The organism is Parvibaculum sp., assembly GCF_030651915.1.
Classification (GTDB): domain Bacteria; phylum Pseudomonadota; class Alphaproteobacteria; order Parvibaculales; family Parvibaculaceae; genus Parvibaculum.
This window is the reverse complement of sequence record NZ_JAUSBV010000004.1, coordinates 107,987-121,085: the sequence shown is the minus strand read 5'-3', so window position 1 is coordinate 121,085 and position 13,099 is coordinate 107,987. Positions and strand designations below refer to the sequence as shown.

The 13,099-nt window shown below is 63.8% G+C and carries 11 protein-coding genes; 7 read left to right on the top strand and 4 right to left on the bottom strand.

Annotation, left to right across the window (positions count from 1 at the left end; translation table 11 throughout):
* Window positions 1-19: 19 nt before the first annotated feature.
* The gene (locus Q7V31_RS04320; RefSeq protein ID WP_304732610.1) at window positions 20-1,333 is read right to left on the bottom strand and encodes an alpha-glucosidase/alpha-galactosidase; all 1,314 of its coding nucleotides are present in this window, start codon (window positions 1,331-1,333) and stop codon (window positions 20-22) included.
* Between the two features lie 82 nt (window positions 1,334-1,415).
* Between Q7V31_RS04320 and Q7V31_RS04315 the strand changes: the two genes are divergently transcribed.
* The 6 genes from Q7V31_RS04315 (at window position 1,416) to Q7V31_RS04290 (ending at window position 8,920) form a co-directional block, all read left to right on the top strand.
* A complete protein-coding gene (locus Q7V31_RS04315; RefSeq protein WP_304732609.1) occupies window positions 1,416-3,401 on the top strand; it encodes a beta-galactosidase in 1,986 nt (661 codons plus the stop codon).
* A gap of 35 nt (window positions 3,402-3,436) precedes the next feature.
* Window positions 3,437-4,732 carry a lytic murein transglycosylase gene (locus tag Q7V31_RS04310; RefSeq protein WP_304732608.1) on the top strand — a complete coding sequence of 432 codons (1,296 nt, stop codon included), beginning with the start codon at window positions 3,437-3,439 and terminating at the stop codon, window positions 4,730-4,732.
* Window positions 4,733-4,925: 193 nt separating this feature from the next.
* Entirely contained in the window at window positions 4,926-6,344 is a 1,419-nt protein-coding gene (locus Q7V31_RS04305; protein WP_304732607.1) for a circularly permuted type 2 ATP-grasp protein, read from the top strand.
* A 4-nt stretch (window positions 6,345-6,348) separates the two neighbouring features.
* On the top strand, window positions 6,349-7,290 hold the full coding sequence (locus Q7V31_RS04300) for an alpha-E domain-containing protein (RefSeq protein WP_304732606.1): 942 nt from the start codon (window positions 6,349-6,351) through the stop codon (window positions 7,288-7,290).
* A gap of 13 nt (window positions 7,291-7,303) precedes the next feature.
* A complete protein-coding gene (locus Q7V31_RS04295) occupies window positions 7,304-8,122 on the top strand; it encodes a transglutaminase family protein (RefSeq protein WP_304732605.1) in 819 nt (272 codons plus the stop codon).
* Between the two features lie 54 nt (window positions 8,123-8,176).
* Window positions 8,177-8,920 (top strand): peptidase, encoded by a 744-nt coding sequence (locus tag Q7V31_RS04290; protein WP_304732604.1) that lies wholly within the window; start codon window positions 8,177-8,179, stop codon window positions 8,918-8,920.
* Here Q7V31_RS04290 and Q7V31_RS04285 read toward each other — a convergent pair.
* Genes Q7V31_RS04285 through Q7V31_RS04275 form a run of 3 tightly spaced genes read right to left on the bottom strand, consistent with a single transcriptional unit; the run spans window position 8,917 to window position 12,130 of the window.
* Window positions 8,917-9,618 carry a glutathione S-transferase N-terminal domain-containing protein gene (locus Q7V31_RS04285; RefSeq protein WP_304732603.1) on the bottom strand — a complete coding sequence of 234 codons (702 nt, stop codon included), beginning with the start codon at window positions 9,616-9,618 and terminating at the stop codon, window positions 8,917-8,919. The two genes, Q7V31_RS04290 and Q7V31_RS04285, sit on opposite strands and share 4 nt — an antisense overlap.
* 14 nt (window positions 9,619-9,632) lie before the next feature.
* Window positions 9,633-10,001: a limonene-1,2-epoxide hydrolase family protein gene (locus Q7V31_RS04280; RefSeq protein ID WP_304732602.1), complete on the bottom strand. Its 369-nt coding sequence runs from the start codon at window positions 9,999-10,001 to the stop codon at window positions 9,633-9,635.
* Window positions 10,002-10,060: 59 nt separating this feature from the next.
* Window positions 10,061-12,130 (bottom strand): 3-hydroxyacyl-CoA dehydrogenase NAD-binding domain-containing protein, encoded by a 2,070-nt coding sequence (locus tag Q7V31_RS04275; protein ID WP_370690628.1) that lies wholly within the window; start codon window positions 12,128-12,130, stop codon window positions 10,061-10,063.
* A 203-nt stretch (window positions 12,131-12,333) separates the two neighbouring features.
* Here Q7V31_RS04275 and Q7V31_RS04270 point away from each other — a divergent pair, with 203 nt between their 5' ends.
* Window positions 12,334-13,032 carry a TetR/AcrR family transcriptional regulator gene (locus tag Q7V31_RS04270; RefSeq protein WP_304732600.1) on the top strand — a complete coding sequence of 233 codons (699 nt, stop codon included), beginning with the start codon at window positions 12,334-12,336 and terminating at the stop codon, window positions 13,030-13,032.
* Window positions 13,033-13,099: the final 67 nt, after the last annotated feature.

Below are 13,099 nucleotides of genomic sequence, written 5' to 3'. Positions count from 1 at the left end.
GCTTTCCCCTCGAAGTGTGTCAGTGGAAGCGCGGTAGCCACTCCCCATGTGCTTCGATCAGGTCGTCGACTAGTCCCCATATCTGATCTAGGGACAGTTCAGCGGCCGTATGAGGGTCAAGCATGGCGGCGTGGTAGATATGCTCGCGCTTGCCTGTGGCCAGTGCCTCAAGCGTCAAGGCCTGGACATTGATGTTGGTCTGCATCAGCGCTGCAAGGTGCGGTGGCAGGGCGCCGACCCGGGTTGGCGTCACGCCATTCGCATCGACAAGGCAAGGCACCTCGACACAGGCGCCCGCCGGCAGATTGTCGATCAGGCCGGCATTGGCAACGTTGCCGTTGATGACCGCTGGTTTGCCCGAAACCACCGCGCGCATGATCTTTGCACCATATTCGCCCGAAAACTTCACCTCCAGGCGGTTGGCGGATACGAGATCGCGCTCCTGCGTCTCCCATGCCGCAATCTGTTCCTCGCAGCGGCGGATATATTCGTCGAGCGGAATGTTGAACTTCTCGATCAGGTCCGGTCGGTCGCGCTTGATGAACCAGGATACATACTCGGCAAAGTGCTCGCTCGACTCGGTAACGAAAAAGCCGGTGCGGCGCAGGACTTCGTAGCGCACCCTGTTCCATGCGGGCTCAGCATTCGTCGCCGCGATTTCCTTGAGGCGCGGGTAAAGGTCTTCGCGCGTGCCATCGGGAAGTTCGCGTTCGAATTTCGTGTAGAAGGCCATGTGGTTGATGCCCGCGCACTGGTAGCGCAGCGACTTGTAGTCGACATCGAGGTCCTTCGAGAGTTCAAAGGCTGTGCCCTGCACCGAATGGCAGAGGCCGACATGGCGGATGTCGGGAGCGAGACGGTTCAGCGCCCAGCAATTGATAGCCATCGGATTGACATATTGCAGCATCAGCGCTCTCGGGCAGAGATCGCGCATGTCGTTTGCAATCTCGAGAAGCACCGGCACCGTGCGAAGCCCGCGCATGATCCCGCCGACGCCCAGCGTGTCGGCGATGGTCTGCCTGAGCCCGTACTGTTTCGGGATTTCGAAATCGGTGACGGTGCCGGGCTTGTAGCCGGCCACCTGGATCATCACGATCACGAAATCGGCGCCCTTCAATGCTTCGCGCCGATCAGTCGTCGCGGTGATGACGGGCGACACCGAGAGTGCGTCGGCGATCTTGGCCGCAACGATGACCGAGGTCTTCAGACGGTCTTCATCGATGTCGTGCAGCGCGATTTCGCAGTCAGCGAAAATTTCGTTCAGCAGAATGTCGCCGACGAGGTTTTTCATGAAGACGGTGCTGCCGGCGCCGATCAAGCAAACCCTGGTCATGTCCGATCCTTTTGTGTCGTCCTAAGGGCGCTTGCAAGCGCCGCCAATTCCGGCAAGTTAGAGAGAATCGGGGAGGGAATCCATGGCAGAGCCGCACGCCACCGACGTCACGATCGGTGTCTGTTACTATCCGGAGCATTGGCCTGAGGCGATGTGGGCGGACGATGCACGTCGTATGCGGGCGGCGGGCATCACGCGGGTTCGGATTGGCGAGTTCGCCTGGTCGCGGCTCGAGCCGCGCCCCGGCCATTTCGATTTCGACTGGCTGGGGCGCGCCATCGATACGCTACATGGGGCCGGGCTTGAGGTGGTGCTTGGCACGCCGACGGCGACGCCACCCAAATGGCTGGTCGACCGGATGCCCGACATGCTGCCGGTCGATGCCCGCGGCCGCACACGCGGTTTTTCTTCGCGCCGGCACTATTGCTTCTCCCATGCGGGCTATCGGCATGAATGCGCGCGCATCGTGACCGCGCTGGCCGAGCGTTTCGGACGGCATCCGGGCATTGTCGCTTGGCAGACCGACAATGAGTATGGCTGCCACGACACGGTGCTTTCATATTCGCATGAGGCACTGGTTGGCTTTCGCCACTGGTTGAAGGAACGCTATGGCGACATCCATGCGCTCAACGAAGCCTGGGGCAATGTCTTCTGGAGCATGGAGTATCGCGACTTCGCCGAGATCGATCTGCCGGCCGGCGCTGTTACCGAAACCAATCCCGCGCATCGCGCCGATTTCCATCGCTATGCGTCCGATCAGGTCGCGGCCTTCAACCGCGTGCAGACCGCGATCATTCGAACGCTCTCGCCGGGGCGCGACATCCTGCACAATTTCATGACCTTTTTTCTCGATTTCGATCATTACGCGGTGATGAAGGATCTCGATATTGCGACCTGGGATTCCTATCCGCTCGGCAGTCTCGACGTCTTTCCGGGTGAGGCGGCGCACAAGGCGGCCTTCGCGCGCACCGGCGATCCCGATTTGCAGGCCTTCCATCACGATCTTTATCGCGGTGCAGGCCGAGGGCGCTTCTGGGTCATGGAACAGCAACCGGGCCCGGTCAATTGGGCGCAATACAACACGGACGCCGCACCCGGGCTCGTCCGTCTATGGGGCCTTGAAGGCTTCGCGCATGGTGCCGAGACGATCTCCTATTTCCGCTGGCGGCAGGCACCGTTTGCGCAGGAGCAGTTTCATGCCGGCCTCAACCTTCCGGACAACACACCCGACCGCGCGTTTTTCGAGGTCGAGCATTTATCGGCCGATCTTGCCGCGCTCGGGCCGCTGGGCGTGCCTGTGGCGGCGAAAGCGGCGCTGGTCTTTTCCTATGAGGCGGCGTGGTTCCTTCGTGTGCAGCCGCAGGGGCGCAACTTCACTTATATCGAACAGGCTTTTGCGATGTATCGGGCGCTCCGGCGCCTGGGTCTCGATATTGATATTGTCGGGCCGCAAGCCGATCTGGCGCCCTACACGCTGGTGCTGGTGCCGCCGATGCCGCACGTGCCCGACGTGCTGGCGGCGGCGCTTTCGACCTTCAAGGGCACCTTGCTGGTTGGCACCCGCACCGGCAGCCGCACCGCCTCGCACCGCATCCCCGACAATCTGGCGCCGGGGCCGCTCGCGGCCGTTCTCGGCGTCAAGGTCACGCGTGCCGAGAGCTTCCGGCCCGGGTCGGCGGTGCCGGTGCGCTTCGACAATGAGACCTTCGCTTTCGACCGCTGGCGCGAATTCGTTGTGACGGCGCCGGGCACGGAGGTGCTGGCCGAAACGGAAGACGGTCATCCAGCGCTGACGCGGCGGGCCCGCGCGCATTACCTGGCGGGCGCACCCGACCCGGCGCTGCTGGAGCGGATCGTCGAGCGGCTGGCGCGCGAAGCGGGGCTTGCGGTCATGACCTTGCCGGCCGGCCTGCGGACGCGGCGGCGCGGGGCCTTCCGTTTCGTTTTCAACTATGGGCCGGGCCCGGTCGACATCTCGCCTTATTTCCCGGATAGGGATTTTGTGCTCGGGGCGCTGGCGCTCGATGTTGGCGGCGTGGCGGTTTCTCGATTTTTGGCAGGGCCGTGATAGCGTCTGTCGAACCAAATGCGTTGGAGTTCTCGATGTCGCTTTCTGTTTGTCCGGATCGTTGTCCCCGGCCCCGGCTCCTGTTGCGGTCGGCGGCCGTCGCTGTCGCCTTGCTCGGCCTGTCGATGACCGGCTGTGCGGCCGGCGCGCAGCCCGGCCTGCCGCTGCCACCGCCCGGCAGTCCGGCCGCCATGGCCGACGACACGCAGTTCGCCGACTGGCTGACGGGCTTCCGCGACGCGGCGCTCAAGGCCGGCATCGCACCGCAGACCTTCGATCGTTCGCTGCGCGGCGTCCGACCCGATCAGCGCGTCGTCGATGCCAATGAGAGCCAGCCCGAGTTCACCCGGCCGGTCTGGGAGTATCTCGAAGGCGCGCTGTCGGATACGCGCGTTGCGCGGGGCAAGGCGCTGCTCGCCGAAAACAAGGCGCTGCTCGACCGCATCGAGACGGCTTACGGTGTCGACCGGCATGTGCTGGTCGCGATCTGGGGGCTTGAATCGAACTACGGCACCTTCCAGGGGACGATGAGCGTCGTCCGCTCGCTGGCGACGCTCGGTTATCAGGGCCGCCGCCAGGAATATGGCCGCACCCAGCTCATCGCCGCCCTGCAGATCATCCAGAAGGGCGATGTCGAACCCGGCAAGATGCTCGGTTCGTGGGCCGGCGCCATGGGTCAGACGCAATTCATTCCGACCACCTACAATGTTCATGCGGTCGACTTCGACGGCAATGGCAAGCGCGACATCTGGAACTCGCATGCCGATGCGCTGGCCTCGGCCGGCCATTACCTGCAGAACTCCGGCTGGCGGCGCGGTGGCGTCTGGGGGTATGAGGTCAAGCTTCCGCAGGGCTTTGATTTTTCCGAGGCCGATATGTCGATCACGAAGGGGCAAGCCGAGTGGTCGAAAGCAGGTGTCGCCCGCATCGACGGCCGGCCATTCCCCGGCGGCGAGGCTGACGAAAAGGCATCGATCTTCCTGCCTTCGGGCCACAAGGGTCCGGCCTTTCTGGTCATGCACAATTTCCGTACGGTGCTCTCCTACAACGCGTCGACCTCCTATGCGCTGGCCGTGCATCTGCTTGCCGACCGCTTCAAGGGGCGCGGCGAGATCGTCGGCTCCTGGCCGCGCAGCGACAGACCGCTGGGGCGGACCGAGCGCATGGACCTGCAACGCCTGCTGTCCGAGCGCGGCTATGATACCGGCGGCGTCGACGGCATCATCGGCTTCAACACGCGCAAGGCGATCCGTGAGTTCCAGATTTCGGTCGGCATGCCTGCCGACGGCTATCCGACGCCCGCCCTGCTGGAACGGCTGCGCCGCCGTTGATCCCGGCGCGGTGGCGCCGGGTGGATTGCCTCTTTTGACGGCGGCCGTGTCTGCGATCGCCCGAAAATCGGTCAACGTTCGGACGATCCGGCCCGCATACCTTGCAAACGCCGCATTTCCGGGCATGGCATCGCTCTTGCTCTCCCTGTAGGGTCAACAGGCGAAGAAATTCGCTGCAAACGACAGGAGCGTCATGGCCTCGGCCTTCTTTGATGAAATGGGACCTCGCGGGGCGGAGGTCCGGCAGGCCTATCGAATATTGCAGGCCTGGCTTGACGAGACGCCAACCGAGATTCTGACGCTGCGCCGCGAGGAGGCGGAAACCTTCTTCCGCCGCGCCGGCATCACCTTTGCCGTCTATGGCGAGGGCGGCGATCCGGAGCGCATCATTCCCTTCGACATCATTCCGCGCATTCTCGAAGCGGCCGAGTGGAAACAGATTTCGGATGGGCTCGTCCAGCGCGTCAAGGCGCTCAATGCCTTCATAGCCGATGTCTATGGCGCGCAGGACATTCTCGCCGCCGGTCTCGTGCCGCGCGAACAGGTGCTGCTCAACGAGGCCTGGTACTGCCAGATGCAGGGCGTTGCGCTGCCGCACAACATCTACACGCATATCGCCGGCATCGACATGGTGCGCGTCGGGCCGGACGAGTTCTATGTGCTTGAGGACAATTGCCGCACGCCGTCCGGCGTCTCCTACATGCTGGAGAACCGCGAGATCACGATGCGACTCTTTCCCGACCTCTTCTCGCGCTACAACGTGGCGCCGGTCGATCACTATTGCGACGAGCTGATGCGGACGTTGACATCGATCGCGCCGCGCAACTGTGTCGGCGAGCCGACCGTCGCCGTGCTGACGCCTGGCATCTACAACAGCGCCTATTACGAGCATTCCTTCCTGGCCGATCAGATGGGCGTCGAACTGGTCGAAGGCCCCGACCTCTATGTGATGGACGACATCGTCTATATGCGCACCACGCAGGGGCCGAAGCGCGTCGATGTCATCTATCGCCGTGTCGACGACGCGTTTCTCGATCCGCTGACCTTCCGACCGGATTCGGCGCTCGGCGTTGCCGGATTGATGAGCGCCTATCGGGCCGGCAACGTCAATCTGACCAATGCGGTCGGCGCTGGCATCGCCGACGACAAGTCGATCTACACCTATGTGCCGAAGATGATCGAATTCTATCTCGGCGAGCAGCCGATCCTGAAGAACGTGCCGACATGGCGCTGCAGCGATCCCGACGATGCCGCCTATGTGCTCGATCGTCTCGGTGAGCTGGTGGTCAAGGAGATTCATGGGTCGGGCGGCTATGGCATGCTGGTAGGGCCGAAGGCAACGAAGGCCGAGATCGCCGAATTCGCGCTGCGCATCAAGGCCAAGCCCGGCAAGTATATCGCCCAGCCGACGCTGGCGCTTTCGACCTGCCCGACCTTTGTCGATGATGGCGTCGCGCCGCGCCATGTCGATATTCGTCCCTTCATCCTTTCCGGCGCCGAAATTCGCGTCGTTCCAGGTGGTCTCACGCGCGTCGCCATGCGCGAGGGCTCGCTGGTCGTCAATTCGAGCCAGGGCGGCGGTACCAAGGACACCTGGGTGCTCAAGGGATGACGCCATGCTGAGCCGCACTGCCGACAGTCTCTACTGGCTTGCCCGCTATATGGAGCGCGCCGAAAGCCTCGCCCGCATCCTGCGCGTGACCGACCGTTTGTCGTTGATGCCGTCGGGTACCGATGCCGACGGCAGCGAGTGGCATTCGGCCGTTGTCGTTTCGGGTTGCGAGGAAGAATTCTATGCCAAGCACGAGGAGGCGACGCCCGAGAACGTCATTTCCTATCTCGCCTTCGACCCTGAAAATCCGTCAAGCATCCGGTCCTGCATCGAGACCGCGCGGCGCAACGCGCGCGGCGTGCGTACCTCGCTCACGACCGAGCAATGGGAAAGCCTCAATGCGACCTGGCTCGAACTGCCCGGCTGGAACGAGGCGCGGGTGCGCGGCGGCAGCCTGCACCGCTTTCTCGATTGGGTGAAGGATCGCTCGCTGCTCTTTTATGGCGGCACCGTCGCCACCATGTTGCGCCGCGATCGCTACCACTTCACCCGGCTCGGGACCTTCATCGAACGCAGCGACAACACCGCGCGCATTCTCGACGTCAAGTATCACCTGCTGCTGCCCGAGCATGCCGAGATTGGCGGCGGCGTCGACTATTATCAATGGGCCTCGATCCTGCGCGCTGTTTCGGGCTATCGCAGCTACAATGCGGTCTATCGCGAAGGGCTCAAGCCCTGGTTGATCGCCGAATTTCTGATTATGCGCGAGGAAATGCCGCGCTCGCTGATCAGCTGTTCAGCCGAAATCAAGGACTGCCTCGACCGGCTCGGTGAGGAATACGGCCAGCGCAACGAGGCGCATCGCGTCGCCGGACAGATCTATTCGCGGCTGCGCTTCGGCCGGGTCGACGATGTGTTCCGCCAGGGCCTGCACGAGTTCCTCAGCGAGCATATCGAGCAGAATGACAGGCTCGGTGCCGAAATCAGCCGCGTCTACCTCATGTGATAGGCTGTCGCCGATGCGTATTCTGATCCGCCAGGACACCACCTATCGCTACGAGGGCCCTGCCAATTATTCGGTGCAGGCGCTTCGGCTCGTGCCGCTCGGCCATGCCGGACAGAAGGTCCTGTCCTGGCGCGTCGTTGCCATGCCCGCCGGCCGGGTCCGTGAAAGCCGCGATGCCTATGGCAACGTTCTGCAGATGCTCTATCTCGACGGCCTGCACGAGGCGCTGACGATCAGCGTCGCCGGCGAGGTCGAGACGTCGGATACAGGCGGCATCATTGCCGACACGGCCGAGCCGCTGCCGCCGCTCTTTTTTTTGCGCCAGACCGAGCTGACGGCGCCCGATGCCGCGATCCGCGCGCTGGCGGCCGCCGCGCGGGCTGCCTCGGACGGCACACCCATCGACCTCGCTCACCGGCTGATGGATACGGTGCGCGATGCGGTCGACTACCGGATTGGCGAAACCCACGCGGCGACGACGGCGGCGGAAGCGCTGGCGCATGGCTATGGCGTCTGCCAGGACCATACCCATGTCTTCCTCTCGGCGGCGCGCGATCTCGGCCTGCCGGCGCGCTATGTCAGCGGCTATCTCTGGTTCGAGGGCGACAGCCAATATGAGGCTAGCCATGCCTGGGTCGAGGCCTATATTGAGCATCTCGGCTGGGTGGGATTCGATGTTGCCAACCGCATCTGTCCGACCTCGGCGCATGTCCGGGTCGCTTGCGGGCTCGACTATCTGGAGGCGTCGCCCGTCCGGGGGCGCCGGCGCGGCGGCGGCGAGGAAACGCTCGAAGTCCGCCTCAAGGTGGAAAGCGGCGCGGCGCAGCAGTAGCGACAAAAATCAACAGGGGGTCCGGCCGTTGCCGGACGAGACCGGGAGACTTCGATGACCTATTGCGTCGCGCTTCGGCTTGAAGGCGGCCTTGTGATGCTGGCGGACACCCGCACCAATGCGGGCGTCGACAATATCTCCACCTTTCGCAAACTGACCGTCATCGAGCATCCGGGCGATCGGGTGATCGGGCTGATGACGGCCGGCAATCTTGCGGTCAGCCAGGCCGCCATCAACCGGGCGGTCGAGCAGGGCGTGCGGCTCGGCGACAGCGAGGAACTTGAAACGCTGCACACGGTACCGACCATGGTGCGTGCCGCGCAGCTGATGGGGCAGGCGGTGCGCGATGTCTACCGCAACGATGGGCCCTCGCTCGAGGCACAGGCCGGCGACTTCAACGTCTCGATCCTGCTCGGCGGGCAGGTCGGCAATGGCGAGCTGCGGCTCTTCCAGATTTATTCGGCCGGCAATTACATCGAGGCGACCGAGGACACGCCCTATCTGCAGATCGGCGAGCACAAATACGGCAAGCCGATTATCGACCGGGCGCTCAACTACGACACCGATCTCGGCGACGGGCTGAAGCTCGCGCTGATCTCGATGGATTCGACCATGCGCTCGAACCTTTCGGTCGGCATGCCGATCGACCTGATGGTCTATCGCCGCAAGGCGCTGAAGGTCGCGCTGCAGCGGCGCATCAAGGACGACGACGCCTATTTCGCCGGGCTCAGGCGTTCATGGTCGGATGCGCTGACGCAGGCCTACCGGGCCATTCCAGGCCCCGGCTGGGATTTCTAGGCGGCCAGCGGGTCGGTCTTGGCGCTGCGGCCGAGGCCGCCATAAAGGTCGAAGCCGCGGGCGAGCCAGTCATGCAGCATGTCGTCTTTTTCGAGTGGCGGCAGGGTCGCCACCGATGCCGCCCAGAGGAAGCCGCCCAGCGCGATATAGTCCATATAGTTTGGCGTCGCGCCGCCAAGCCAGGGCTGCTTCGCCAGCACCATGCGCATCGGCCGCAAGGCGTCGCGGGTTTCCGGCAGCAGGGCCTCGCGGTTGGCAACGAAATCCTCGAGCTTGGTGCCGCCCAACCGTTTTTCGCGGCTTTCGCGCACATAGGGCTGGTCTTCGGGCCGGGCGCGGTTGTGGATGTCGAGCACATACATGCGAAACAGGCGCAGCATGATTTCCGGGCCGAACCAGTTGTCGAAAAATACCGCGCCCGCGCGCTCGCCGGGCGAGGCAAACAGCATCGGCCGCTCGGGATAGGTCCGGTCGAGATAATCGGCGATATCCCAGCTTTCGTTCATCGCCGTCGCCCCGTCTTCGATGATCGGAACGGTCTTGAACTTGCCGCCGCAGATGTTCGGGATTTCGCCGAAGCCCACCGGCACCGCCTCGAACTCGAGCCCCTTATGCGCCAGCGCATATTTGGTGCGCCAGCAGAAGGGGCTCAGGCGCCGGTCTTCGGTCGCGGCGAGATCGTAGAGGCGGATGGTCATGGGGCGCTCCGGTGTCAGCTGGCGGCCTTCGAGAAGGTCGCGAGATCGAAATAGTCGCGCCAGACCTTGATCTTGCCGCCTTCCATTTCGAAGACGCCGCAGCAGGGCAGGGCCACCGGCTTGCCGCCGGCCTTGGTGCGGTCGACGCGCTCGGCGATCACAATGTCGCCCTTCGAGAGAATGTTCAGGAGTTCCCACTCCGTGTCCGACCAGTTGGCAATGAAGGCGCCGATAAAGCCCTTCAGCGCCGCGCGGCCCTTCACCGGGTCGAGCATCATGTTGTGATAGACGCCGTCCTCGGCGAAGTAGCCCACGATCTCGTCCGCATCGAGGCGCGACCAGGCCTTCACGAAGTCGCGGATGATTTTTTCATTGTCGCTCATAGGCGTGTTCCTCCCGAAAACATGTCGGGGCGGCGTTGGCCGCCGCCCCTTTTTCCTTCTCAGAAATCCGAGAACTTCTTGCCCTCGGCGACGATCTTTTCCAGCAGCTTGGCGGGCTTGAAGTCGTCGCCCATCGTCGCCTGGAATTCCTTCATCTTGGCCAGCACCTTGGCGGCGCCCACCGTGTCGCCATAGAACATCGGGCCGCCGCGATAGACCGGGAAGCCGTAGCCGTTGATCCATACGATGTCGATGTCGGACGAACGGATGGCCTTGCCCTCCTCGAGGATTTTCGCGCCCTCGTTGATCATCGGATAGATGCAGCGCTCCAGAATCTCGTCGTCCGAAATCTTGCGGCGGTTGATGCCCTTCTTCTGGGCGAAGTCGAGGATGATCTTTTCGACGACCGGCGAGGGCTTCGCGTTGCGGTTCTCGTCGTAGTCGTAGAAGCCGGCGCCCGTCTTCTGGCCGCGGCGGTCCATCTCGCACAGCACGTCGCGGATGGTGGCGCCCTGCGACTTCTCCTTCGACCAGCCGATATCGAGGCCGGCGAGATCGGACATGGCGAAGGGGCCCATCGGCAGGCCGAAATCGTAGAGCACGCGATCGACATCCCAGGGCATCGCGCCTTCGAGGATCAGCTTCTGCGCCTCGCGCTGGCGCTGGGCCAGAATGCGGTTGCCGACGAAGCCGGGGCAGACGCCGACCAGCGCGGCGATCTTGCCGATCTTCTTGGCAAGCTGCATCGAGGTGGCGATGACGGGCTTCGAGGTCTTGTCGGCGCGCACCACTTCAAGGAGCCGCATCACATTGGCCGGCGAGAAGAAGTGCAGGCCGATCACCGCTTCCGGCCGCTTCACGGCGGTGGCGATCTCGTCGATGTTCAAGGCCGAGGTATTTGTTGCCAGGATCGCGCCCGGCTTGACGATGGCGTCGAGCTTCGTGAACACCTGTTTCTTGACATCCATGTTCTCGAACACGGCCTCGATCACGAGGTCGCTGTCGGCGAGATCGTTCATGTCGAGCGAGCCCTTGAGCAGGCCCATGCGCTTTTCGACTTCTTCCATGGAGAAGCGGCCCTTCTTGGCCGAGTTCTCGTAGTTCTTGCGGATGACGCCGAGGCCGCGGTCGAGCGCGTCCTGCTTGGTTTCGACGATCGTCACCGGCAAACCGACATTGAGGAAGTTCATGGCGATGCCGCCGCCCATGGTGCCGGCGCCGATGATGCCGACCTTGTTGACCGGGATCGTCGGCGTATCGGCCGGCACGTCCGGCAGCTTCCAGACCTGGCGTTCGGCGAAGAAGACATGGCGCTGCGCGGCCGACTGCGTGCCGGTTACCAGTTCGCGGAAGAGCTTCTGCTCGACCTTGATGCCTTCGTCGAAGGGCAGGTTCACCGCCGCCTCGATGCACTGGATGTTGTATTCGGGCGCCAGGAAGCCGCGGAACTTGCGCGCATTGGCCTTGCGGAATTCGGCGAAGATTTCCGGCTTGCCGCGGGCGGCTTCGACCTTGTCGTTGAGGTCGCGCACTTTCTTCAGCGGCCGCTTCTCGGCGACGATCTTTTTCGCGAAGGCCACCGCGCCCTCGCGCAGCTTGCCTTCCTCGGCCAGCTCGTCGACGAGGCCCATTTCGAGGCACTTCTTCGCGCCCACATGTTGCCCGCTCGTCACCATTTCGAGCGCCTTTTCAGGGCCGACGATGCGCGGCAGGCGCTGCGTGCCACCGGCGCCCGGCAGCAGGCCGAGATTGACTTCCGGCAGCCCGCATTTGGCCGACGGCACCGCCACGCGGTAATGGCAGGTCAGCGCCACTTCGAGGCCGCCGCCCAGTGCCGTGCCGTGGATCGCGGCGACAACCGGCTTCGGCCCGTGTTCGATCATGGCCAGCGCATCGAACAGGCTCGGGCCCGACGGCGCCTTGCCGAATTCGGTGATGTCGGCGCCGGCGATGAAGGTGCGGCCCTCGCAGATCAACACGATGGCCTTCACATCCGCGTCGTCGATCGCCTGTTTGATGCCGTTATTGATGCCCTCGCGCACCGGCCCGGACAGCGCGTTCACCGGCGGCGAATTCAGCGTCAGGACGGCGATCTCGCCGTCTTTTTCCAGCGTGGCGACATCGTTGATCTTGGTCATGGAGGGGCCTCCCTTGCGGCTTTTATGGCTATTGGTTGCGCGGGATTATAGCGACGGGGGCCGCCCGCGCCAGCGCCGGGGCAAGCGCACCCTGTGCAGGGTTGATGGAGGCCGGTCAGGTGCTGAACAGGCGCTGCCGCCTGTGCTATCTTGCGCCCCGCTTCGGCAGGCGGAAACCGACATGGAAATCGACGGTGGCAAAAAGCGATGACAAATCCGGGCCTGCGTCGCGGGGCCGCGCCGTCGGGCGTCCGCGTGCCAGCGCCGCGCCCGCTTCCGCCGATGCCCGCGCCGACATCATTGCGGCCGCCGCGAAGCTTTTCCGCCTGCATGGCATTGCCGGCGCCTCGGTGCGCGAAATCGCCGCCGATGCGGGGCTGAAAAAGGCCTCGCTCTACTATTACTTCACGTCCAAGGACGAGATCGTCTATGCGATGATCGAGGACGTGCTCGGTCCGGCGCTGGCGACACAGAAGAAGCTCGGCATGGCGCCGCTTTCGGAAGCGGCGCGGCTCTTTCTCTATCTGCGCGCCGACATCGAGCTGCTCTGCGCGGCGTCCTACGACTGCACCTGGCTTCTCAATCACGGCGATCTCGGCGATGCGCGGATGAAAGCCTATGCGCGGCAGCGCAAGAAGCTCGTGTCCTGGCTCGTGGCGCGGCTGAAAGAGGGCATGGCAAAGGGCGAGTTCGCGCCTTGCGACGCCACCACCGCCGCGCAGGCGCTGCTGGCCGCCACCGAATATTCGGTCACTTGGGCCGAACGCCACGACCGCGGCCGTATTGCCGCGACTGCCGCAGAAGTCGCAACCCTGCTCACGCGCGGCGTTCTGGCGGGTGGACGCAGCGTCGAGGCCGTGAAAGCGGAAGTGGCGGCTTTCCCCCGATCCTGACGTCGGGGCTCGATTCCCCTTTTCCGCGCACTAGATGTAAAAGAAAGGCGGAAAATTCAGGGAGAGA

Coding starts and splice junctions, on each gene's coding strand:
- Q7V31_RS04300 (WP_304732606.1), top strand. CDS start 6,349: ATGCTGAGCCGCACTGCCGACAGTCTCTACTGGCTTGCCCGCTATATG.
- Q7V31_RS04295 (WP_304732605.1), top strand. CDS start 7,304: ATGCGTATTCTGATCCGCCAGGACACCACCTATCGCTACGAGGGCCCT.
- Q7V31_RS04280 (WP_304732602.1), bottom strand. CDS start 10,001: ATGAGCGACAATGAAAAAATCATCCGCGACTTCGTGAAGGCCTGGTCG.
- Q7V31_RS04320 (WP_304732610.1), bottom strand. CDS start 1,333: ATGACCAGGGTTTGCTTGATCGGCGCCGGCAGCACCGTCTTCATGAAA.
- Q7V31_RS04285 (WP_304732603.1), bottom strand. CDS start 9,618: ATGACCATCCGCCTCTACGATCTCGCCGCGACCGAAGACCGGCGCCTG.
- Q7V31_RS04290 (WP_304732604.1), top strand. CDS start 8,177: ATGACCTATTGCGTCGCGCTTCGGCTTGAAGGCGGCCTTGTGATGCTG.
- Q7V31_RS04310 (WP_304732608.1), top strand. CDS start 3,437: ATGTCGCTTTCTGTTTGTCCGGATCGTTGTCCCCGGCCCCGGCTCCTG.
- Q7V31_RS04305 (WP_304732607.1), top strand. CDS start 4,926: ATGGCCTCGGCCTTCTTTGATGAAATGGGACCTCGCGGGGCGGAGGTC.
- Q7V31_RS04315 (WP_304732609.1), top strand. CDS start 1,416: ATGGCAGAGCCGCACGCCACCGACGTCACGATCGGTGTCTGTTACTAT.